This is a genomic window from Streptomyces sp. FXJ1.172 (assembly GCF_001636945.3).
Classification (GTDB): Bacteria; Actinomycetota; Actinomycetes; order Streptomycetales; family Streptomycetaceae; genus Streptomyces.
The window spans coordinates 8,521,726-8,542,763 of record NZ_CP119133.2 but is presented as its reverse complement, the minus strand read 5'-3'; the positions used below and the strand labels follow the sequence as shown (position 1 = coordinate 8,542,763).

The window sequence follows — 21,038 nt, the reverse complement described above, 5'->3', positions numbered from 1 at the left end:
CCGGCCGTCGCCCTGACGGCGCCTCACAGCGAGGCGAGTTCGCCCGCCAGGTCGGTGAGGCCGAGCGAGCCCAGGGTGAGAGCCCCGGTGTGCCAGGTGCGCAGGTCGAAGCCGGCGCCGAGGCGGCGACGGCAGGCGTCGCGGCCCTGCAGCCAGGCTCGCTCACCCAGCTTGTAGCCGATGGCCTGGCCGGGCCAGCCGAGGTAGCGGTCGATCTCACTGGTGCGGCGCGCCGTCTCGCTGCCGTGGTGGGCGGCAATGAACGCGGTGGCGAGGTCCGGGGTCCAGCGTTCGCCCGGGTGGAAGCCGGAGCCGGCCGGGATGGTGAGTTCCAGGTGCATGCCGATGTCGATGATCACGCGGATGATCCGGAGCATCTGCTTGTCCAGGTAGCCGAGGCGGCGGGCGGGGTCGGTGAGGAAGCCCAGCTCGTCCATCAGCCGTTCCGCGTACAGGGCCCAGCCCTCCTTGTCGGCGCTGACCGCGCCGAGAGTGATCTGGTAGGTGCTCAGGCGGTCGGCGGCGGCGGTCCAGCGGGCGGTCTGCAAGTGGTGCCCCGGCACACCCTCGTGGTACCAGGTGCTGACGATCTCCCAGGTGGGAAACGTCTGTTGGCCCAGGGTGGGCAGGTAGGTGCGGCCTGGGCGGCCGAAGTCGAGGCTGGGGCCGGTGTAGTAGGGCGCACCCGAGCTGCCCGGGGGTGCGATGCAGGTCTCGACCCTGCGGATGGGGCCGGAGATGTCGAAGTGGGTGCCGTCGAGGGCGTCGATCGCCTCGTCCATGATCTGCTGGAGCCAGGCGCGGATGTTCTCCTCGCCCGTGATGGCGTGACCGTGCCGGTTCAGGTGGTCCATGGTCTCCCGGACGGTGGCGCCCGGGAGGATGCGGTCGGCCTCGGCCCGCATCTCGGCGTGCGTGCGGTGGAACTCCTCCCAGGCCCAGGCGTAGGCCTCGGCCGGGTCGAGGGCGGCGCCGGTGGCCCAGCGGGCCGAGCGCAGGTAGCGCTCGCGGCCGACGGGGTCGGGGGTGCCGTCCGCGGCGGGCAGGTAGGTGGTGAGCAGCCAGTCGCGGAAGCCGGCCACGGCGGCCGTCGCCCGGTCGGCGGCGTCGTCCAGCTCAGGCCTGAGCCGGTCCGGGCCGGGGGCCACGAAGGTGGCGAACCAGCTTGCGCCGTCGGCCTCTTGACCGGTCCATGCGGCGAGCTGCCCGGTCACGGCGTGGACCTGGCGGGGCGCGCACAGCAGTCCGCGGACGATGCCCTCGGACAGGGTGGCCCGGTAGCCGTCCAGAGCGGCGGGCAGGTTGCGCAGCCGCCCCGCCACGGCCGCCCAGTGCTCGTCGGTCTCGGTGGGCATCAGGGTGAAGATGCCGCGCACCTTGTGCAGGGGCGAGTTGACGTTGCGCAGCTGGCGGAACTCGTCGCCCGCCTCGTGCACGACGAGTTCGGCGGTCAGCCGTTCACGCAGCAGCCGGGCGCAGTTCCGCTCGGCCTCCTCGAACACGATGCCGCGTTTCTCGCCGTCCCGTTCGGCGGCGTCGAGCGCGGACAGGGTGCGCCGGGCCACGTCGGCGAGCGCCTCGGACCCCTCGGGCGAGAGATCCGGCTGCCGGTCGTCCTCGGGGTGCAGGCCGAGCCGGGTCGAGGTCATCGGGTCGAGGGCGGCGACCTGTGCGACGTGGTCGTCGGCGATCCGGCGCGGAGTGTTCGTCATGTCGGCCATGGCCGTCATGCTGACGTACCGTCGCGGACGCTGTCAGCGGCCCGCTTCTGCTTTCGGCCGCCCCTGATCACGCGCCCGGCGGTCTCGGGGACGGCGCCGGGAGGGGGCCTCTGCCGCTGCGGGGTCAGCAGTACGGCGGCTGGTCGGTCAGCGGGCCGTACCCCCGAGCACGACGCCATGGTCCTACGGACGGGTTACGGGGAGCGCGGCGGTCAACTGCCCTCCCGGCGGCTCCTGTTCAGCTGTCTGCGGGCCGCCCGAGGACGCGCCGCAGCCAGCGGGTGCGGGCGTCGCGGGCGTCCCGGCTGAGGGCCGCCAGAGGTGCGAAGGTGTCGAAGCCGTGGTAGGCGCCGGGCCACACGTGCAGTTCGGCCTGGCCCCCGGCCCGCCAGATCGCGTCGGCATAGGCGACGGCCTCGTCCCGGAACGTCTCGGCGGACCCGACCTCGATGTAGGCCGCGGGCAGCCGTGACAGATCCGTGGCGCGGGCCGGGGCGGCATAGGGCTGCAGGTCGGCGGCGCCGTAGCGGTCGCCCAGCAGCGCTTGCCACGCGGTCGCGTTGGAGGTCCGGTCCCAGAGGTCGACGCCGGCCATCTGGTGGCTGGAGAAGGTGTCGCCCCGGTCGTCGAGCATCGGGCACAGGAGCAGTTGCCCGATCGGGGCCGGGCCGCCCCGGTCCCGGGTGAGCAGGGCGAGTGCCGCGGCCAGTCCGCCGCCGGCGCTCTTTCCGCCGACGACGACGCGGTCGGCGTCGATGCCGAGCGCGCTCGCGTGCGCGGCCGCCCAGGCGAATCCGGCGTAACAGTCCTCCACCGGTCCGGGGTACCGCGTCCCGGGCGCCAGCCGGTATTCGACGGAGACGACGGCCAGCTCGAGCGGGAGCGCCCAGGCCCGCAGTATCTGGGGAAGCACGGACCACGCGTTGCCCATGATCATTCCGCCGCCGTGCATGTAGTAGAGCAGCGGCAGCGGTCCGGTGCTCCCGGCGGGCCGTGCGCTCACCAGCGTGACGTCCGGAGCGCCGGGCGCGCCGGGCACCCGCAGTTCCGCCACCTCGAAACGGCCGTCGTCCTGAAGGTCGTGGACCGTCGGCCGGGGCCGGGCCCCGGCGTCCCGCGCCTGCCGGGCGGCGAGGTTCTCGTGCGTGAACGGCTCCCTGGCCTCCTCCCCCAACGCGGCCAACGCGCCTGTCAGTTCGGGGTCGAACGGCGGTACGTTCCGGGCCGTCGGCGGCGGAGTCGAGTCCATGCCACGTAGTCAATCACCCGCACGCAGCCGTGTTACGCCCCTGTGACACCGAGCGGACCATCCGAAGATCGACGGCTGTCAAACTCGGTTCTCACCTGACCACATTCCTGGGGGAATCAGACATGACCACGCGAACCCGTACCATCGCCGCCGCCATCGCAGTGGCCGCTTCGGTCACCGGCACGGCGCTGCTGGGCGCCTCCGGTGCCGCCTCGGCCGCCACCGGTGCCGCGCACGGGACCCTGACCGTCAGCAACGGCACCAGGTACGTGCTGATCGGCGGGCACCGGGTGGACTTCGCGGTGCCGGTCCGGGACCTCGCCTGGTCCCCGGACGGCGCCAAGGCCGCCTTCATCGACGGCTCCGGCAACCTGGACGTGGCGAGCGCCAACGGCAGCGGCCGCGTCGTCGTCGCCAAGAACCCCGGCGACCAGAACTGGTCCCACCCGACCTGGCAGGTGACCGCGAAGGACACCCAGAACGGCATCCCCGCCAAGGACAACCTCATCTTCGCGGCCCGCGACAAGGGTGTGTCGCGGCTGAAGTACATCTCCGCCAAGGCCGTCCACGGCACGCCGAAGACGCTGTCCCTGAACGGCGACCCCGGCCCGGGCGGGGCGATCCCGCAGACCGGCAACGTGTGGCCCAACGCCGGCGGGCACTACGGCAGCTCGGTCTACGCCAACGTCGACACCGGCGCCGTCTACATCCGTGACGACTACCTGCGCCAGCAGGGCAGCAGGCTCACCCAGGGCTCCGAGCCCGCGCTGTCCCCGAACGAGGAAGAGGTCGTGTTCGTGCGCTCGGTCGCGGGTCACGACCACGTCCTGGTCGAGGACTTCATGCACCGCAACCACATCACGGACCTCACGCCGCACGCGACCGCCGACTACACCGAGCCGGCCTGGTCCCCCGACGGCAAGACCCTCGCGGTGCGCACCCCGTCCGGCACAGTGACCCTGGCGTCCGACGGCACCGGCCACCCGGTCAAGGTCACGTCGACGACGGGCCTGGCGGCCTACCGCCCCTGACAGGGGCCGACGCGACGGGCCGGGCGGGCCCGGGGAGCGGAGTGCGCGTCACTTCGCCGTCCGGGCCAGCTCGGCCCGCAGTTCGTCCAGGTGGGCATCGGCGGTGTCGTGCGGCAGGAACTCCACGACGTCGAGGAACCGGAACAGCACCTGGCTGCTCGTGACGGCGTACTCGTACTCCGCGAAGCCCACCACCGCGCCCATCGCGCCCCGGACGGCACCGCGCACCACATGGGAGGTCATCTCGTCCGGTTCGGCCGCCGAGAGCCCGCGCCGGGCGTTGGGCCGGGCCAGGTACGGGCACACCATCGAGGCGTACAGCATGCAGGCGCGGTGTCCCGGTCCCTCGAGGGTCGGTGCCAGATTGCGATACGGCCGCCCGGCGGCCAGCGCGTCCCCGATCGCCCCGCTCTCCGCGGCCCCCACCACGCGCCACACCGGCCCCTGCGGCATCGGCTGGTTGCACACCGAGCACAGCCGCTTGCGCGCGCACGCGGCGCTGCGGTCGTAGTCGGTCAGGGCGAACCGCGGCTCGTCGTTCTCCCACGGGGTGATCGCCGGTACCGGATATCCGCGCACGTCCCGGGGGCGGGCCTGGACCCCCGCCGGCATGGGAACACTTTCGAATCGCACCCGCCATGCCTATCAGGCTCCGCCCGGCAGCACCACCACGGACCCGTCCGGGCCGGTCAGTTGTGTGCGACAGGGCGACCACCAGGGCCCCGGCCAGGGTGCCGGGGCGGCGTACTCCGCCGGGACCGGGCGGACGGGGACATGGCGGCCCGTGCCTGCGGAACCGCCCCGCGCGAAGCGCCCGGCATGTCGTTGCCGGCTCCGGCCGGTGCGTCAGCCCGGGGTGAAGCGGACCGGTGTCCCCGCCGCGGCCTGGGCGGCGGCGGCCAGGGCGGCTTCCGGGACGACGCCGATCACCGGGTAGCCGCCCGTGGTCGGGTGGTCGTGCAGGAACACCACCGGGCGCCCGTCGGGGGGCACCTGCACGGCGCCGAGCATCATGCCCTCGCTCGGCAGTTCACCGGTGCGGACGCGGTCCAGCGGTGGCCCCTCGGTGCGCAGGCCGATGCGGTTGCTGTGCTGCGAGACGCGGTAGGTCGCCGCGGTGAGGGTGCGCAGCGCCGTGGCGGTGAACCAGTCGGCTCGGGGGCCGGGCCGCAGCGGCAGGGGCAGTACGGTGGGCGGCGCGGGCCAGGGGGCGACGTGGGCGGGCGGCGTCCGCGGGGCGGCGGTGCCCAGCGGGAGGACGTCCCCCGGGCGCAGCTGGGCCGGGCCGAGCCCGGAGAGCAGGTCCGTCGAGCGGCTGCCCAGGACGGGTTCGACGGCGATGCCGCCGGCGACGGCCACGTAGGAACGCACGCCGGCGGTGACACCGCCCGCGTCCAGGACGGCACCGGCGGGTACCCGTACGGGCACTCCCCAGGCGGCCGGGCGTCCGTCGACGGTCACCGGGCAGGGCGCGCCGCCGACCACGACGGTCACCGTGTGGTCGGGGCGCAGGGCGCAGCCGGTCAGGGTGGTCTCCAGGACGGCGGCGCCGGGGGCGTTGCCGACCAGCCGGTTGGCCAGGGCCAGGGCGGGCGCGTCGAGGGCGCCGGAGCGGGGAACGCCCAGGTGGGCGTGGCCGCGCCGGCCGGCGTCCTGGACCGTGGTGAGGGCACCGGCGCGTACGACGGTGAGCGTGGCGGTCATGGTGCGCCGCCCTCGGCCACGAACCGTACGCGCGTCCCCGGTGTGAGCAGCGCCGGTTCGTCCCGGGTGAGGTCCCACAGCGGGGCCGGGTCCGGCATCGTGCCGATCAGCCGCCAGCCGCCGGGGGTGGCGCGCGGGTAGACGGCGCTGTAGGGACCGGCGAGGCCGAGCGCACCGGCCGGCACCCGGGTGCGGGGGGTGTCGTGGCGCGGCACGTGCAGCTCGGCGGGCAGGCCGGTGAGATAGCCGAAGCCGGGTGCGAACCCGCAGAAGGCGACGCGGTAGGTGTACGCGGAGTGCCGTACGCCGACCTCGTCGACGCCGACCTGCCACAGGGCGGCCACCTCGGCCAGGTCCGGGCCGTCGTAGCGTACGGGGATCTCCACGGCCTCCCCTTCGTCCGTGGCGCGGGCCGGCACCTCCCAGCCGGCGATCCGGCGGGCCAGCTCCTCGGGGTGCGGGACACCGTCCAGGAGCACGGTCCGCGCGCCGGGCACGATCTCCTCGACCGGCGGCAGGGTGCCCGCCGCGCGCCGCCGCAGCAGCTCGGCGTGGAAGGCGCCGGTGCGCTCGGCGTCCGGCAGTTCGACGAGGAGTGCGTGCCGCCCGGCGGGGCGCACCCGCAGCGGCCGGCCCGCGGTCATGCGAAGGCCCCGACCTCGGCTCCGGCCGCCGCCAGGGCCGCGCGCACGCGCGTCGCGATCCTGGCGGCACCCGGGGTGTCGCCGTGCACGCACAGGGAGCGGGCGGTCACGGCGACGGTCGTACCGTCCACGGCCTCGACCGCGCCGTCCACCGCGAACGCCAGCGCGCGCCGGACCACCGCGTCCTCGTCGGTCACCACGGCGCCCGGCTCGCGGCGTGGCACGAGTGTGCCGGTGGGGGTGTAGGCGCGGTCGGCGAAGGCCTCGGGCACGGCGGTCAGGCCCGCGTCCTCGGCGGCGTCGAGCAGCCGTGACCCGGGCAGGCCGAGCACCGGCAGCGTCCCGCCCGCCAGCCGCACGCCCGCGACCACGGCCGCGGCCTGTTCGGCATCGTGCACGGTGCGGTTGTAGAGCGCGCCGTGCGGCTTGACGTAGGCCACCTCGGCCCCGGCGGCCTGGGCGAAGACGCGCAGGGCCCCGATCTGGTAGGCCGTCTCGGCCGCCAGCTCGTCGCCGGGCACGTCCATCGCGCGCCGGCCGAACCCGGCCAGGTCGCGGTACGACACCTGGGCGCCGATCCGTACGCCGCGCTCGGCGGCGAGGTCGCAGACGCGGCGCATGACGGCGGGGTCGCCCGCGTGGAAGCCGCAGGCGACATTGGCGCTGGTCACGACGGAGAGCAGGGCGTCGTCGTCGGTGAGGGTCCAGCGGCCGAAGCCTTCACCGAGGTCCGCGTTGAGGTCGATCACAGCGGCAACGTAGTCGATTGTTGAACGATCCGACAAGACATCGATTTTTTCTGTCCCAGCCCTTGTTCGATCGTTGAACGATCCCCTACGGTCCCTGCATCCGCCCGGATCCGGACCCCCGGATCCGCACCGCCCGGGCGCCCAGCCCCGTCCCGCGGGAAGAAGGTAGGACCGCATGATCGTTCTCCTCGGCGTGGTCGTGGTGATCCTCGGATTCGTCACGCGCCGCAATCCCGTCCTCGTGGTCGGCGTCGCCGGTGTCTTCACCGGGCTGCTCGGCGGGATGAACCCGCTGGAGGTCCTCGCGGCCTTCGGCCGGTCCTTCGCCGACAGCCGCTCGGTCACCGTCTTCGCCGTCGTCCTGCCGGTGATCGGCCTGCTGGAGCGCTACGGACTGCGCGAGCAGGCCCGCCGGCTCATCGGCCGGCTCGGCGCCCTGAGCGCCGGCCGGTTCCTCACCGCCTATCTGCTGGTCCGTCAGATCACCGCGGCCCTCGGCCTCACCAGCATCTGCGGCCCCGCGCAGACCGTACGACCGCTCGTCGCGCCCATGGCCGAGGCCGCCGCCGAACGCTCGAGGGGCGCCGCGCTGCCCGACCGCCTGCGCGAGAAGGTGCGCTCCTACGCCGCGTCGGCCGACACCGTGGGCCTGTTCTTCGGCGAGGACTGTTTCCTCGCGATCGGCTCGATCCTGCTGATCACCGGGTTCGTGAACTCGACGTACCACCAGGACCTCGAGCCGGCCCGGCTGGCCCTGTGGGCCGTCCCGCTCGCCGTCTGCGCCTTCCTCGTGCACGGCGCCCGGCTGCTGCTCCTGGACCGGCAGCTGCAGCGCGAGATGGCCCTTTCCCACGCCGAGCACGACCTGCCGCTGCCGAAGGGGACCGCCAAGTGATCAAGGTCGAATGGCTCTACTGGCTCGTGGGGCTCGTCTTCGTCGTCATGGCCGTACAGATGACGGCCGACCGCTCCAACCCCAGGCGCTGGACCTCCGCCGCCTTCTGGGGCCTGCTCGGGCTCACCTTCCCCTACGGCACCGGTGTCGCCAACGCCACGGCGAAGAACGGCGGTTGGACGCTGCCCGCCGAACCGCTCGGCGTCGCCGTCCTCGCCCTGATCGTGCTCGCCGGGTTCAACTTCCTCGGCAAGGGCGAACCGGTCACCAGCACCGCCGGGGAACGCGAGGCCTCCGCGACCCGGCTCGGCGGCAGGATCTTCGTCCCCGCGCTGACGATCCCGCTCGTGGCCATCGTCTGCGCCTCCGCGCTCGACACCTCCGGCCTCTTCGAGAAGGGCAAGGCCACGCTCATCGGGCTCGGCGTCGGCTGCCTCGTCGCCCTCACCGTGGGCATGCTGGTCACCGGTGAGCGCAGGCTGTCCGTCCCGCTCCACTCCGGCCGCTCCATGCTGGAGGCCATGGGCTCCGCCCTGCTGCTGCCCCAGCTCCTCGCCGTACTCGGCTCGATCTTCGCGCTGGCCGGGGTCGGCACCCAGGTCGGCAGGATCGCGCACGACGTGCTGCCGGACCACTCCACGTACCTTGCCGTGGTGGCGTACTGCGTCGGCATGTTCCTGTTCACCCTGATCATGGGCAACGCGTTCGCCGCGTTCCCGGTGATGACCGCGGCGATCGGGTGGCCCGTGCTCATCGAGCAGATGCACGGAGACGTCCCGGCCGTCCTCGCGATCGGCATGCTGGCCGGCTTCTCGGGGACGCTGTGCACACCGATGGCCGCCAACTACAACATCGTCCCGGCCACCCTGCTCGAACTGAAGGACCAGTACGGCCCGATCAAGACCCAGATCCCGACGGCGCTCGCGCTGCTGGTCTGCGCCACCGTGATCATGGCGCTCTTCGCGTTCTGAACGACACGGCCCGCCGGCCCCTCGGACGCAAGCACCCTGCCCCGCCGGAAGGACATGTCATGACCCGCGTACTGATCACCGGCTTCGCCCCCTTCGGCGGCCAGAGCGTGAACCCGTCCTGGCAGGCCGCCCGTCTCGTGGCCGCCGAGCCGCCCGCCGGGCTGACGGTCACCGCCGCCGAGCTGCCCTGCGTCTTCGGCGAGTCCATCGACGCGCTGCGCGCCGCCGTGCGGGCCGCTGACCCCGAGCTGATCGTGTGCCTGGGCCAGGCGGGCAGCCGGCCGGGCGTGACGGTCGAACGTGTCGCCCTCAACATCGACGACGCCCGCATCCCCGACAACGCCGGCCGCCGGCCCGTCGACGAGCCCGTGGTCCCGGGCGGCCCCGCCGCGTACTTCTCGTCCCTGCCCGTGAAGGCCTGCGTCGCGGCCCTGCGCTCGGCCGGCGTCCCCGCCGCCGTCTCCCACACGGCCGGTACGTTCGTCTGCAACCACGTCGCGTACGGCCTCGCCCACCTCATCGCCACCGAACTCCCGCATGTCCGGGGCGGTTTCGTGCATGTGCCGTGGGCGCCTGAGCAGGTCACCGACGGCACCGCCCCGGCCCTGGAGCCCGCCACGGTCGCCCGGGGCCTGGGCGCCCTGCTCCTCGCGGCGGCCACCACCCCGGCGGGCCAGGACCTGAAGGTCACCGAGGGGGCCACCCACTGATGCGGCTCACCGCCCACGCGGCGCCCTTCGCGCCCTCGCGAACACCGCCGGGGAGGCCGCCTGCCTGCGCGACCGTCCCGCCTTCGAACGGTCGTACGGCTGTATGGCCGTACGGCCGGGCCCGGCTGCCGCTGCTCGTCGCCGGGCGCCGGCGCACCGAGGCGCGCCGGGCGCCCGCAGGGCCGAGATCCTCGCGCCGGGGGGCCCGGCTAGGCGGTGAGCACGGGGCGCAGCGCTCCGTCGCGCAACCGGTCCACGAGCGGGGGCGCGAAGCGGCGTGCCACGAGGATCGCGGCGAGCGCGACGACGCTGCCGACCAGGGCACCCACGGCCACGTCGTGGGGGTAGTGCGCGCCGACGTAGACGCGTGAGCCCGCCATCACCACCGCCGCGAGCAGGGCGACGGAACCGAGCCACCGGCTGACGAGGATCAGGGCCACCGCGAAGGCGAAGGCGACGGTGGTGTGGTTGCTGGGGAAGGCGTAGTCGTCGGGGGCCGGGCACGCCTCGATGAGGAAGTCGTGGGGCAGCGCCCGGCACGGGCGGGGCTCCTGGAAGACCGTCTTGATCCCGCTGTTGACCAGGTAGGCGAGGACGACGGCGAACGGCGTGGCCAGCACGACGGCCATCGCGGTGCTCCCCTGCCGCCGGGCCCGCCACCAGGCGGCCAGCAGGAGCAGCGCGAAGATTCCGGTGCCGTACGCGCTGTACGCGGACATGGCCCCGTTCAGCCAGTGCGTGTGGTGGGCGAAGTCGGTGACGTCGGTGTACAGGCCGCCGTCTATGGCCGCGCCGTCGAGCGCCTGGGTGGTCGGGGAGGAAGTCGTCATCAAGCGGATCTCCGGGCCATGACTCGGCTGCGGCACGCGCCAGGGAACGCACGGCCTCGCAGAGTGGACGTTCAGGTGACTCGAAGACGTCCGGAACATGAACGTCTACAAGTGAGTAGACGTTATCAGGTGGAGATCGGTTCCCTCGCCGGACCGCCTGACCGGCGCACTCCCCCAGTGGCGTCAGCGGGCGGCACCGGTACCGACGGACGACGAGCCGTGGTGGCGTGCGTCGCCACCACGGCTCGGTCGGGACCGGAGCCGGCTCAGCGTCTGCGCTCCGCGCCCTCGGCGCCGAGCGCCCAGGCGCCGAAGGCCGCACCTGTGGTCTCGAAGTCGAAGATCATATGGGAGGCGGCGGTGCTGACGTCCCGCCAGAACCGCTGGAGGGGGTCGGCCTCGAAGTGGACCGCGGTTCCACCGGACTTGAAGATCCGGTCGACGGCCGACACCAGCAGCTCCACCGCCAGCGCGAGGTCCCGCGGCCCCCGGACCGCCGCCTCGCCCTCCCGTGCCTGCTCGAGGCCGTCGGCGATCCGCGCGGCCCGCTGCATGAGGAGTTCGGCCGCGTCCACCTCGCCGGCCGACCGGGCCAGCTCGATCTGTACCTGCGGCTTCTCGCGCACCGGGCCGCCGCGCCGGTCGAGCCGCCGCATGGCCTGTTCGGCGCCGACGCGCAGCGCGCCGCGGGCGGCGCCCAGCACCGGGACGGCCAGGGGGAGCCCGTTCAGGGCGTCCACGGGGACGGTGTGGCATCGGGCCTCGGAAGCGGTCGCCCGGCCCGCGTTGATGTCGAACCTCGACAGGCTCCGGCACTCGGGCACGAAGACGTCGTCCAGCACCATGGTGTCGCTGCCGGTCCCGCGCATGCCCATCGTGAACCAGGTGTCCTTCACGGTGATGTCCGCCCGCGGCACCGCGAAGAACCGCACCTCGGGGCGCCCGTCGGGGCCCACCCGGCCGTCGGGCACGGCGGAGCAGGCGAAGACCCACTCCGCGAAGCGCACACCGCTGATGTACTTCCACTCGCCGCTGAGCCGCCAGCCGCCGGAGCCGGGCTCGGCCTTGCCGGCCGGCATGAGCGCGCCCGCCATCAGGGCGTTCGGGCCGTCGGCCCAGATCTCGGCCTGGCCCTCGGGGGGCAGATAGGCCCCGTACCGGGCCGTGTACGCGGACAGCGAGGCGGCCCAGGCCGCCGAGGCGCAGCCCTGGCCGACCACGGTGACCGCCGCGGTCATGTCCACGAAGCTGCCTTCCGCGCCGCCGAAGGCCGCGGGCACGAAGTGCCTGCCGAAGCCGGCCTCCCGTACCGCCTCGACCACCTCGGGCTCGAGCCGACGGGCGGCCTCCGTCTCCTCGGCGCACCGCGCCGCGATCTCCGCCACGCGCTGCGCGCCGGCGACGACGTCCGCCACGAGCGGGCGCTCGGCCGCGATCGTCGTTGTGCTGTCGCTGAGCATCCTGTTCGCCACCTCCACTGGGATGGCGGCAGTCTCTCCGGCCGAGCCCGCGACGGGCCGCACCTGAGCCCGGGACCGGCCCGTCGATCACCCGACTGGCTTCAGAACACACCGCAGGGCCCCGCTCCCCGGCAGTGAGCGGCGACCAGGGGTCGAAGCCTCTCCAGGAATACCCCCCAGGGTATCCGTGTTACTGTCGAACACATACCCCCGGGGGTAATTAATTCACGAGAAGGGAGTACCTGGTGTTCTTCGTCGACACGATCGAGGTGCCGGGGCTGGGCAACCGCAGCTATCTGGCGGGCGGCGAGCGGACGGCGGTGGCGGTCGACCCGCCGCGCGACGTCGACCGGATGATCGCGGCGGCGGCGCGGCGCGGCGTGCGGATATCCCATGTGGTCGAGACCCACCTCCACAACGACTACGTGACCGGCGGCCCGGAACTGGCCCGGCTGACCGGCGCCGCCTATCTCGTCCCCGCCGGCGCCCGGGTCTCCTTCGAGCGCGTGCCGGTGCGCGACGGCGACCGGCACGAGATCGACACCGCCGCGGGACTGGTCCTGCGCGCGCTGGCGACGCCCGGCCACACCCCGCACCACACGTCGTACGCGCTGGAGCACGACGGGTCGGCCGTCGCGGTGTTCACCGGCGGCTCACTGCTGATCGGCACCGTCGGCCGCCCCGACCTGGTCGAGCCGCGTCTCACGCAGGACCTGGCCCGGGCCCAGCACGCCTCCGCGCGGCGTCTGGCCGCCGAGCTGCCGGACGAGACCCAGGTGCTGCCCACGCACGGCTTCGGCAGTTTCTGCGCCTCCGGCCAGGCGAGCGGCGACGCCACGACGATCGGCAAGGAGAAGGCCGCCAACGAGGCGCTCGTCCAGGACGTCGACACCTTCGTCGCCGGCCTGCTGGCCAGCCTGGACGACGTTCCCGCGTACTACACGCACATGGGCCCGGCCAATGCCGGCGGCCCCGCGCCCCTCGACCTGACCCCGCCCGCCGTCGCGGACGCCGACGAGATCGCCGCGCGGCTCGCCGCCGGGGAGTGGGTCGTGGACCTGCGCCATCGCGTCGCCTTCGCCGAAGGGCACGTCGCGGGTTCGTTCAACTTCGACGCCTCGGGGCAGCTCGGCGTCTATCTGGCCTGGCTGATCCCGTGGGGCAAGCCGGTGACGCTGCTGGCCGAGTCCCCCGATCAGCTCGCCGCCGCCCAGCGTGAGCTGGCCCGGGTCGGGATCGAGCGCCCGGCCGCCGCGGCCACCGGCGATCCGGCGCGCTGGGTGCCCGAGGGCACGGCCCTGGCCGCCTTCCCGCGGGCCACGTTCGCCGATCTCGCCGGGCGGTCCCGGGACGGCCTGGTCGTGCTGGACGTCCGCAGGGACTCCGAGCGCGCGGGCGGCTTCATCGACGGCTCGGTGCACATCCCCGTCCACACCCTGCGCCTGCGCCTCCACGAGGTGCCCGCGGGGCAGGTGTGGGTGCACTGCGCGGGCGGCATGCGCGCGGCCATCGCCGCCTCGCTGCTGGACGCGGAGGGCCGCGACGTCGTGGCCGTCGACGACTCCTTCGACTCGGCCGAGCGGGCCGGGCTGGCCGTCCGCACCCCGTGACCGCACGTCGCCGCAGCTCACCGCACCGAGAAGACGAGGCAGAAGCGAGATCCACGATGAGTCTCTTCCGACAGGACCACGGCGGCCCGCAGCGGTTGGCCGTACCGGAGGCCGCCGCCCGCACCGGGCACAGCCGTCCTGGCGCGGACGCCGTGCTGCTGGACATCCGGGAGCCCGACGAGTGGCGGGCCGGCCACGCCCCGGGTGCCCTGCATCTGCCCCTCGGGGCCCTGGCCACCGGGGCCTCGCTGCCCGAGGAGGCGCGGGTGCTGCCGGTGGTGGATCAGGCCGGCGGGCGCGGGATCGTCGCATGAGCGCGGTGCTCCTCGCCCTGGCCGCCGGGGCCGTCATCGGTCTGACGCTCGGGGCGCTCGGCGGCGGTGGCAGTGTGCTGGCCGTCCCCGCCCTGATCTACCTGCTCGGATTCACGCCCGTCGCGGCCACCACGGCCGCTCTGATCGTCGTGGCCGTCACCTCCGCGACCGCCCTGTCCGCGCACGCCCGCGACGGCCACGTCCGCTGGCGTACGGGGCTGCTGTTCGCGTCGGCCGGCATCGGCCCGGCCATGCTGGGCGGAGCGCTCGCCTCGCGCCTGCCGGCGGCCGTGCTGACGCTCGGCTTCGCCCTGGTCGCCGGCGCCGCCGCGGTCCGTATGCTCCGGCCGCGCCCGGCTTCGGCCGAGGGCGTGCGGGTACGGCCGGGCCGGGCGGCGGCCGCGGGTGCCGGGCTCGGCGCCGTCACCGGCGTACTCGGCGTGGGCGGCGGCTTCCTCGCGGTCCCGGCGCTGGTGAGCGTCCTCGGTCTGCGGATGCGTGCGGCCGTCGGCACCAGCCTGCTGGTGATCACGGTCAACTCGCTGGCCGCACTGGCGATGCGCACCGGTACGGCGCACGGCCTGGACTGGGCCCTCATCGGGCCGTTCGCGGGGGCGGCCGTGCTCGGCGCCTGGGACGGCAAGCGTCTGTCGGCGAAGCTGCCCGCGCGGACCCTTCAGCGGGCCTTCGCCGTGGTCCTGCTCGCGGTGGCCGGCCTCATGCTGGCCGACGCGGTGCTGTGACCGCCGTGGCCGCACGCCGGGGACACCGGACGCCCTCCGCCGGGGGACACCGGACGCCGCACGCCGAGGACACCGGACGCCTCACGCCAGGGACCCGGCTCCTCACGCCAGGGACCCGGCTCCTCAGGCCAGGGACAGGAAGAGCTTCTCCATGCGGGCGCGCATCGCCTCGGCGTCCTCGCCGTTCTTCCTGCCGGACTCGATGTCGGCCACGCACTGCTGCAGACCGGTGGCGATGATCGCGAACCCGGCCCGGTCGAGCGCCCGTGAGGCGGCGGCCAGCTGCGTGACGACGTCCTCGCAGTCCCGGCCCTCCTCGATCATCCGGATCACCCCGGAGATCTGGCCCTGCGCACGCCGCAGCCGGTTCAACACGGCCTTCAGGGACTCGCCCTCGAGTTCCAGCTCCACGATCAACTCCTCACCCGATACCCCTAGGGGTAACTGTACGTCCCTTCGCGGGACGGCGACGACCTGCAAAGGATCACCAGCCATGACCAGCCCCCACTCCCCCGTCGCCATCGGCGCCGAGCAGGCCCGCACCCGGCTGCGGGAGTTCACCGTCATCGACGTGCGCACGCCCGGCGAGTTCGCCTCCGGTCATCTGCCCGGGGCCCTCAACATCCCCGTGGACCAGCTCCGGCGCGCGCTGCCCGAGATACGGCACGCGGCCGAACGCGGTGAGGTCCTCCTCGTGTGCGCCTCCGGCGCCCGCTCGGGCAACGCCTGCGGGTTCCTCGCCGAGCAGGGCATCCCGGCGGCCACGCTCACCGGCGGCACCGCCGGCTGGGCCGGTGCCGGGCACGAGCTGGACCGGCCCGTGGCCCGCGGCACGAAGGCGGGCTGGTCCATGGAGCAGCAGGTGCGCTTCACCGCGGGCACGCTGGTGCTGCTGGGCCTGGTCCTCGGCCTGCTCGTCCACCCGGCCTTCGAGATCCTCTCGGCGGGCATCGCCGGCGGCCTGGTCTTCTCCGCTCTGACGGACACCTGCGGCATGGCGGCCGTCCTGGGCAGGCTGCCGCACAACCGGCCGCGCCCGGCCGACCTCGCGGCCACGCTCGCCGCCCTGCGCGCCCGCTGAGCCGCGACGCCTCCAGCCGGCGGGGGCGCGCGACGTGCCGGGGCGCGCGACAAGGCAATGCACCTCACACGGTTCGACCATGTTTCGGGCAACGTGCGCCTATTTCGCACACCGTCGCGGCCTGGCGGGTCACACTCGGCGGCGGAGGGGGGACGAGTGCGGCGGCGGTCGCACCATCCCGACTTGTCGCGCCGCCTTGGGGAAGGCGGCGAGCGGACCAGCAGGGGGATGCATGACGCAGTCGCTTCCCGGTCAACGCCCCGCCCCCGAGCGGGCGTTCACCGGGCGCGCGGGGCTTCCGGTCGTCGTGGTCGGGGCGGGACCGTACGGGCTGTCGGTGGCCGCTCATCTGCGGGCCGCCGGGGTACCGGTGCGCATCTTCGGGGAGGTGATGGGCAGTTGGCGGCACGCCATGGCCACCGGGATGTTCCTGAAGTCGACCCCCGCGGCCACCGATCTGTCCGCGCCCGAACCGGGCGCGCGGCTCGCCGACTTCCGCCGGCTGCAGGGTGAGCCGGAGCTGACCGAACTGACCCCGATCCCGTGCGACGTGTTCGTACGCTACGGGCAGTGGTTCCAGAAGCAGTACGTCGGGGACGTGGATCCCGCCCGGGTGGTGTCCCTCGACCGGGACGCCGCCGGGGACTTCGCGGTGCGGCTGGCGGACGGGCGGGAACTCGCCGCCGGGACCGTCGTCGTGGCCACCGGACTGAACGGACTCGCCCATGTCCCACAGGAGTTGCGGCGGCTGACCCCCGAAGGGCCCGGGCTCGGAGCCCTCGTGTCGCACACCAGCCACCACACCGACCTCTCGCACTACGCCGGGCAGCGGGTCGCCGTGATCGGCGGCGGCCAGTCCGCCCTGGAGAGCGCCGCCCTGCTGCACGAGGCAGGCGCCGAGGCGCGGGTGCTGGTCCGGGCGGGCCGGGTGCGCTGGGGAACGACGCCCGTCCCGACCCGGCCCTGGGCTCAGCGCCTGGCCCGGCCGGCCTCGCCCCTGGGCACGGGCTGGGTCCTGGCCACGGTGTGCACGGCCCCCTACGCCGTACGACCGCTGCCCGCGTCCGCACGGCTGCTGCTCTTCCGGCGCGCGCTGGGCCCGTCGGGCGGCTGGTGGCTGCGGGAGCGGGTCGAGGGTGTCGTCCCGGTGCTCACCTCGTGCCGCGTCACCCACGCCGAGGTGACGCCCGAGGCCACGGTGCGCCTGGAACTCACCGGGCGGGGCCGTACGTCCGCGCTCACCGTCGACCATGTCCTCGCGGCCACCGGTTACCGCCTCGACCTGGACGCCCTGCCGTTCCTCTCGCCCGGGCTGCGGCAGGCGCTGGTGTGCGTGCCGGGCGCCAAGGCCCCGGATCTGACGGGCACGTTCGAGTCGTCCGTGCCCGGTCTGTACTTCACCGGGTCGCTGGCCGCCCCGATGTTCGGGCCCATGATGCGGTTCGTCGCCGGAACCGAGTTCGCCGCCGCGCGCATCGCCCGGGCCGCGGTCCGCCGCGGCCACGGCGCCCGCTGAGCCGTCCGGCTACCTGTGCCGCTCGTCCGGCCCCTGGTTCGGCCCGTGATCCTGCCCCTGGTCCGGCCCGTGGTGCCGACAGCACAAGTGGGCGTCCGCGCCCACCTGTCCGGCCGCCGAGACGCACTGCGCCCGCTGTGCGTCGTCGACCATGCGGTCGCTGTCGGAGGCGGCGTTGGCCAGGCCGGCACAGCACAGGGTGAGCAGCAGCGCGCCGCCGGCGATGGGGAGGGTGCGGCGGGGCGGGGGCGGGGCGAGCAGGGCCCGGACCCGCTGGGGTACGGCGCCGCCGGTGACGGCGAGCGCCGGGGTGTCCGAAGCGTGGGAGGAGGCGGCGAGAGCTGCCCGGCCGACGGCGCGGGCGACGGCCCTGCGGCTGCCGACGTGCGCCGCCGCCTCCTCGTCCGCCCAGCGCTCCAGGACGTAGCCGCCCGCGTCGGCGAGGGGCCGCAGCAGCGGATTGACGGCGGCGGTGAGTCGCCACAGGGTCTGGAACAGGTGGTGCCGGCCGCGCAGATGGGCGCGTTCGTGCGCGAGCAGGGCCGCGCGTTCCTCGTCGTCGAGGCAGCTCAGCATGGCGCGCGAGACGACGATGCGGCCGGGCGCGCCGGGCAGGGCGAACGCCTGGGGGGCGTCGGTGTCGATGACGGCCAGCTCGCTGTCGCCGGGCACGCGGGCACACTCGCGCCGGGCCCACAGCAGATGCCTGATCTGCCGTACGGCGGCGAGGACCAGGGAGCCGGAGCCCGCGATCAGGACGAGGGCGCCGGCGATCGCGACCGTGAGGTGGACGGGGTCCTCGGCGCGCAGAACGTCCACCGACCAGCGGCCCTCCGCCGCCACCTCGGGGATCTGGGCGATCCCGGTGAAGGCCAGCAGGGCCAGCGAGCCCGTCCAGCCGACGGTCGTCACGAGCGCGGCGCAGGCCAGGGCCCAGGCGGCGGGGCGCGGGGCGAGCCGGCGGGCCGGGCGCGGCGCGAGGACGCTCAGCACGACCGTGACGACGAGCGGGACATAGACGCTGATCAGCACCGGCTCACTCCCGTCGGCTCAGTGCCCGGCGCCGTCGCGGCCGTCGTGTCCGGACAGCAGCTGGTGCAGCAACTGCTCGTCCTGTTCGGACAGTTCGGAGACGAAACGGGTCAGTACCGCCTCGCGGTCGGAGCCGCCCTCCAGCAGCGACTTCATCCGGTGCGCGGTGTGCGAGGCCTCGTCGCGCTCCGGTTCGTAGGCGTAGCCGCGGCCCTCGCGGTGCCGGACGAGCATGCCCTTGCCGTAGAGCCGGGACAGGATCGTCAGGACCGTCGTGTAGGCCAGATCGCCCGGCAGCCGCTCCAGGACCTGACGAGCCGTCAGCGGTCCGTCCGCGGACCAGAGGGCGGCGAGCACATTGCTCTCCAGTTCGCCGCGCGCCCGCCTGCCGGGGACGCCGCCATCCCTGAAGCCTTTCACCGTTCACCCTTCCGTCGCCGTGCCGTGGCCAAGGCTACCCGGCGATCTCCTACTGGTCGTAGAAGGTATGCTCCGGGCTTCGTACGCGAACTACGACAACTTGTAGTTGCGCATCCTTCCACCTGCGCAGAGGAAAGCCCATGGTCATTCCCGGACGTATGCTGCCGAGGCCCGCACCCGCGGGTCTCCTGCCGGCTCCCCGCGACCCGGCGCGGGGCTCGCGCCGGGTCGCCATCGTCTCGGCGAGCGTAGGCGCCGGCCATGACGGCGCCGCCGCCGAGCTGGAGCGCCGCCTCGCCGCGGACGGATTCGCTGTCGACCGGTACGACCTGCTGGACATGCTGCCCGCCGGGCTCGGCCGGGCCGTGCGGGACGGCTACCACCGCATGCTCGTCCTGGCCCCCTGGGCCTACCAGCGGATCTACGCCGGCACCGAACGCGCCGGTGGCGGCGGCCCGGCGGCGCGGGCCCTGCTGCGCAGCGCCGAGGACCGCGTCCTGCGCGCGCTGCGTGCGGACGTGGGAGCGGTCGTCTCCACCTACCCGGGAGCCAGTCGGGTGCTGGGCAGCCTGCGCCTCGACGGACGCCTGGCCGTCCCCGTCGTCACCTACCTGACCGACTTCTCGGTGCACCCGCTGTGGGTGGCGGACGGCGTGGACGTCCATCTCGCGGCCCACGCGGTGCCCGCCGCGCAGGCCCGTGCGGCCGGGGCCCGCGACGTCCGGGTGTGCGGGCCGGTCACCGACCCCCGGTTCCGCCCCTGCGACCCGGCGGAACGCGCCCGCGCGCGGGCCGGGTTCGGGCTGCCGGAGCGCACCCCGCTCGCGCTGCTGGTCGCCGGGTCCTGGGGGGTCGGCCCGGTCCGGCAGGTCGCGCGGGAGCTGCGGGACTGCGGTGCCGCCGTCCCGGTGGTCGTCTGCGGCCGCAACCGGACCCTGGTCCGGCAGCTGCGGGCGGACGGGATCGAGCACGCCTTCGGCTGGGTCGACGACATGCCCGGCCTGATGCACGCGGCGGACGTGCTCGTCCAGAACGCGGGCGGGCTGACCTCCCTGGAGGCGTTCGCCGCGGGCCTGCCCGTGGCCGGCTACCGCTGCATACCGGGCCACGGGCTGACCAACGCCGCCGCCCTGGACGAGGCGGGCGTGGCCGTGTGGATCCGGGATCCCGCCGACCTCAAGAGCGTGCTGGGCGAGCTGGTCGGCGGCCCGCTGGGGCAGCGCCGGCGCGAGGCCGCGCTCGCCCTGTTCGCGCGCTCCCCGCAGGACGGCCCCGCCGCCGAGATAGGCCGCGTCCACCGCCCGGGCCCGCCGCCGCCCGCGGGACCCCGCCCGCGACGGCGCCCGCGCGCCCGGCGGTTCGCGGCCACCGCCGCCGCGGCAAGCGCGGTGGGGACGTGCGCCGTCGGCACCGGGGGCGCGACGACGTACGACGGACCCGCGCCGCTGCACTCCCTCGGCCACGGCCCCGGCTTCGACCGCCTCTCGCCCGCCCGCACGACGGAGGGACACCGCTCATGACGATCACCCGCCCGCTGCGCACGGCCGCGCTGGCCGCGCTGCCCGCCGCCGCGCTCGCCGCGGTCCACTGTGCCCCCGTCGTCTCCACCTTCGGGCCTCTGCGCAATCGGACCATGCCCCGCCTCTCCGGCCGGGGACGCCCGGACCACGTCGCCCTCACCTTCGACGACGGCCCCGACCCGCTGTCCACCCCGTTCTTCCTGCGGCTGCTCGACCGGCGCGGGGTGCGCGCCACGTTCTTCCTGCTCGGCAGCGAGGCGCACCGCTCCCCCGGCGTGGTGCGCGAGATCGCCGCCGCGGGTCACGAGATCGGCATCCACGGCTGGCGGCACCGGCCCCTGCTGCTGCGCGGCCCGCGCGCGACGTACGACGACTTCGCCCGCGCCCGCGACACGGTCGCCGGCATCACCGGTACACGGCCGACGCTCTTCCGGCCGCCGTACGGCGTCATGTCCGCCGCCGCCCATGTGGCGGCACGGTGCCTCGGGCTCACGCCGGTGCTGTGGACCTGCTGGGGCGAGGACTGGACCGCCCGGGCCACACCGGAGTCGGTTTACCGGACGGTGACCGCGGACCTGGACGGCGGTGGCACGATCCTGCTGCACGACTCGGACTGCACCTCCGCCCCGGGCGCCTGGCGTTCGGCCCTGGGCGCCGTCCCCCGCATCCTCGACACCTGCGAGGAGCAGGGCTACGAGGTCGGCCGGCTGTGCGACCACGGCCTGCCCGGCGTCGACCCGGTGCATGATGTTCACCCTGCCCGTACCGGTGCCACGGACCGCCGCGGCCGTTAGGCACCGGGAACGCTTCACTCTCCCCACTCGTCTACAGTTCATCG

At 74.5% G+C, this 21,038-nt stretch carries 22 protein-coding genes; 11 read left to right on the top strand and 11 right to left on the bottom strand.

Going from position 1 to position 21,038, the window contains the following annotated elements; genetic code table 11:
• Positions 1–23: 23 nt before the first annotated feature.
• Together A6P39_RS38615 and A6P39_RS38610 are read right to left on the bottom strand one after the other, a co-directional pair.
• Positions 24–1,721 carry a DUF885 domain-containing protein gene (locus tag A6P39_RS38615; RefSeq protein ID WP_067043652.1) on the bottom strand — a complete coding sequence of 566 codons (1,698 nt, stop codon included), beginning with the start codon at positions 1,719–1,721 and terminating at the stop codon, positions 24–26.
• A 238-nt stretch (positions 1,722–1,959) separates the two neighbouring features.
• The gene (locus A6P39_RS38610) at positions 1,960–2,970 is read right to left on the bottom strand and encodes an alpha/beta hydrolase (protein WP_067043656.1); all 1,011 of its coding nucleotides are present in this window, start codon (positions 2,968–2,970) and stop codon (positions 1,960–1,962) included.
• A gap of 122 nt (positions 2,971–3,092) precedes the next feature.
• Here A6P39_RS38610 and A6P39_RS38605 point away from each other — a divergent pair, with 122 nt between their 5' ends.
• Positions 3,093–4,001: a PD40 domain-containing protein gene (locus A6P39_RS38605; protein WP_067043659.1), complete on the top strand. Its 909-nt coding sequence runs from the start codon at positions 3,093–3,095 to the stop codon at positions 3,999–4,001.
• A gap of 48 nt (positions 4,002–4,049) precedes the next feature.
• On the opposite strand, the gene A6P39_RS38600 is transcribed toward A6P39_RS38605, so the two are convergent.
• The 4 genes from A6P39_RS38600 to A6P39_RS38585 all read right to left on the bottom strand — a co-directional run bounded on the left by A6P39_RS38600 (position 4,050) and on the right by A6P39_RS38585 (position 7,098).
• Positions 4,050–4,613 carry a hypothetical protein gene (locus A6P39_RS38600; protein WP_067043681.1) on the bottom strand — a complete coding sequence of 188 codons (564 nt, stop codon included), beginning with the start codon at positions 4,611–4,613 and terminating at the stop codon, positions 4,050–4,052.
• Between the two features lie 234 nt (positions 4,614–4,847).
• Positions 4,848–5,705 carry a biotin-dependent carboxyltransferase family protein gene (locus A6P39_RS38595; protein ID WP_067043684.1) on the bottom strand — a complete coding sequence of 286 codons (858 nt, stop codon included), beginning with the start codon at positions 5,703–5,705 and terminating at the stop codon, positions 4,848–4,850.
• Complete coding sequence (locus A6P39_RS38590) at positions 5,702–6,349, bottom strand: 5-oxoprolinase subunit B family protein (RefSeq protein WP_067043687.1); 648 nt, start codon at positions 6,347–6,349, stop codon at positions 5,702–5,704. Before A6P39_RS38590 ends, A6P39_RS38595 begins: the two co-directional genes overlap by 4 nt.
• Positions 6,346–7,098 (bottom strand): LamB/YcsF family protein, encoded by a 753-nt coding sequence (locus A6P39_RS38585; protein WP_067043690.1) that lies wholly within the window; start codon positions 7,096–7,098, stop codon positions 6,346–6,348. Before A6P39_RS38585 ends, A6P39_RS38590 begins: the two co-directional genes overlap by 4 nt.
• Before the next feature lie 175 nt (positions 7,099–7,273).
• Between A6P39_RS38585 and A6P39_RS38580 the strand changes: the two genes are divergently transcribed.
• Genes A6P39_RS38580 through pcp form a run of 3 tightly spaced genes read left to right on the top strand, consistent with a single transcriptional unit; the run spans position 7,274 to position 9,674 of the window.
• Positions 7,274–7,993 (top strand): DUF969 domain-containing protein, encoded by a 720-nt coding sequence (locus tag A6P39_RS38580; RefSeq protein WP_067043693.1) that lies wholly within the window; start codon positions 7,274–7,276, stop codon positions 7,991–7,993.
• Positions 7,990–8,964: a DUF979 domain-containing protein gene (locus A6P39_RS38575; RefSeq protein ID WP_067043696.1), complete on the top strand. Its 975-nt coding sequence runs from the start codon at positions 7,990–7,992 to the stop codon at positions 8,962–8,964. The genes A6P39_RS38580 and A6P39_RS38575 overlap by 4 nt, the downstream gene beginning before the upstream one ends.
• Before the next feature lie 59 nt (positions 8,965–9,023).
• Positions 9,024–9,674, top strand: coding sequence for a pyroglutamyl-peptidase I (gene pcp / locus A6P39_RS38570; protein WP_067043699.1), 651 nt, complete (start codon positions 9,024–9,026; stop codon positions 9,672–9,674).
• A gap of 209 nt (positions 9,675–9,883) precedes the next feature.
• On the opposite strand, the gene A6P39_RS38565 is transcribed toward pcp, so the two are convergent.
• Together A6P39_RS38565 and A6P39_RS38560 are read right to left on the bottom strand one after the other, a co-directional pair.
• Positions 9,884–10,504 (bottom strand): phosphatase PAP2 family protein, encoded by a 621-nt coding sequence (locus tag A6P39_RS38565; protein ID WP_067043702.1) that lies wholly within the window; start codon positions 10,502–10,504, stop codon positions 9,884–9,886.
• Positions 10,505–10,770: 266 nt separating this feature from the next.
• Positions 10,771–11,964 (bottom strand): acyl-CoA dehydrogenase family protein, encoded by a 1,194-nt coding sequence (locus A6P39_RS38560; RefSeq protein WP_067043931.1) that lies wholly within the window; start codon positions 11,962–11,964, stop codon positions 10,771–10,773.
• A 245-nt stretch (positions 11,965–12,209) separates the two neighbouring features.
• Between A6P39_RS38560 and A6P39_RS38555 the strand changes: the two genes are divergently transcribed.
• The 3 genes from A6P39_RS38555 to A6P39_RS38545 are packed head-to-tail and all read left to right on the top strand — an operon-like array spanning position 12,210 to position 14,631.
• Positions 12,210–13,574, top strand: a complete 1,365-nt coding sequence (locus A6P39_RS38555; protein ID WP_067043705.1) for an MBL fold metallo-hydrolase — start codon at positions 12,210–12,212, stop codon at positions 13,572–13,574.
• A 56-nt stretch (positions 13,575–13,630) separates the two neighbouring features.
• Entirely contained in the window at positions 13,631–13,888 is a 258-nt protein-coding gene (locus tag A6P39_RS38550; RefSeq protein WP_159395991.1) for a rhodanese-like domain-containing protein, read from the top strand.
• Entirely contained in the window at positions 13,885–14,631 is a 747-nt protein-coding gene (locus A6P39_RS38545) for a sulfite exporter TauE/SafE family protein (protein WP_067043711.1), read from the top strand. Before A6P39_RS38550 ends, A6P39_RS38545 begins: the two co-directional genes overlap by 4 nt.
• Before the next feature lie 123 nt (positions 14,632–14,754).
• On the opposite strand, the gene A6P39_RS38540 is transcribed toward A6P39_RS38545, so the two are convergent.
• The gene (locus A6P39_RS38540) at positions 14,755–15,042 is read right to left on the bottom strand and encodes a metal-sensitive transcriptional regulator (protein WP_067043715.1); all 288 of its coding nucleotides are present in this window, start codon (positions 15,040–15,042) and stop codon (positions 14,755–14,757) included.
• An 82-nt stretch (positions 15,043–15,124) separates the two neighbouring features.
• Between A6P39_RS38540 and A6P39_RS38535 the strand changes: the two genes are divergently transcribed.
• Together A6P39_RS38535 and A6P39_RS38530 are read left to right on the top strand one after the other, a co-directional pair.
• Positions 15,125–15,712: a rhodanese-like domain-containing protein gene (locus A6P39_RS38535; protein WP_067043717.1), complete on the top strand. Its 588-nt coding sequence runs from the start codon at positions 15,125–15,127 to the stop codon at positions 15,710–15,712.
• A gap of 232 nt (positions 15,713–15,944) precedes the next feature.
• Positions 15,945–17,228 carry an FAD-dependent oxidoreductase gene (locus A6P39_RS38530; RefSeq protein WP_067043720.1) on the top strand — a complete coding sequence of 428 codons (1,284 nt, stop codon included), beginning with the start codon at positions 15,945–15,947 and terminating at the stop codon, positions 17,226–17,228.
• A gap of 9 nt (positions 17,229–17,237) precedes the next feature.
• Here A6P39_RS38530 and A6P39_RS38525 read toward each other — a convergent pair whose 3' ends face one another.
• Positions 17,238–18,260 carry a M56 family metallopeptidase gene (locus A6P39_RS38525; RefSeq protein WP_067043723.1) on the bottom strand — a complete coding sequence of 341 codons (1,023 nt, stop codon included), beginning with the start codon at positions 18,258–18,260 and terminating at the stop codon, positions 17,238–17,240.
• Positions 18,261–18,278: 18 nt separating this feature from the next.
• Positions 18,279–18,680 carry a BlaI/MecI/CopY family transcriptional regulator gene (locus A6P39_RS38520; RefSeq protein WP_067043727.1) on the bottom strand — a complete coding sequence of 134 codons (402 nt, stop codon included), beginning with the start codon at positions 18,678–18,680 and terminating at the stop codon, positions 18,279–18,281.
• Between the two features lie 140 nt (positions 18,681–18,820).
• Here A6P39_RS38520 and A6P39_RS38515 point away from each other — a divergent pair, with 140 nt between their 5' ends.
• On the top strand, positions 18,821–20,200 hold the full coding sequence (locus tag A6P39_RS38515) for an MGDG synthase family glycosyltransferase (protein ID WP_234378817.1): 1,380 nt from the start codon (positions 18,821–18,823) through the stop codon (positions 20,198–20,200).
• Positions 20,197–20,994, top strand: a complete 798-nt coding sequence (locus A6P39_RS38510) for a polysaccharide deacetylase family protein (protein WP_067043734.1) — start codon at positions 20,197–20,199, stop codon at positions 20,992–20,994. The genes A6P39_RS38515 and A6P39_RS38510 overlap by 4 nt, the downstream gene beginning before the upstream one ends.
• Positions 20,995–21,038: the final 44 nt, after the last annotated feature.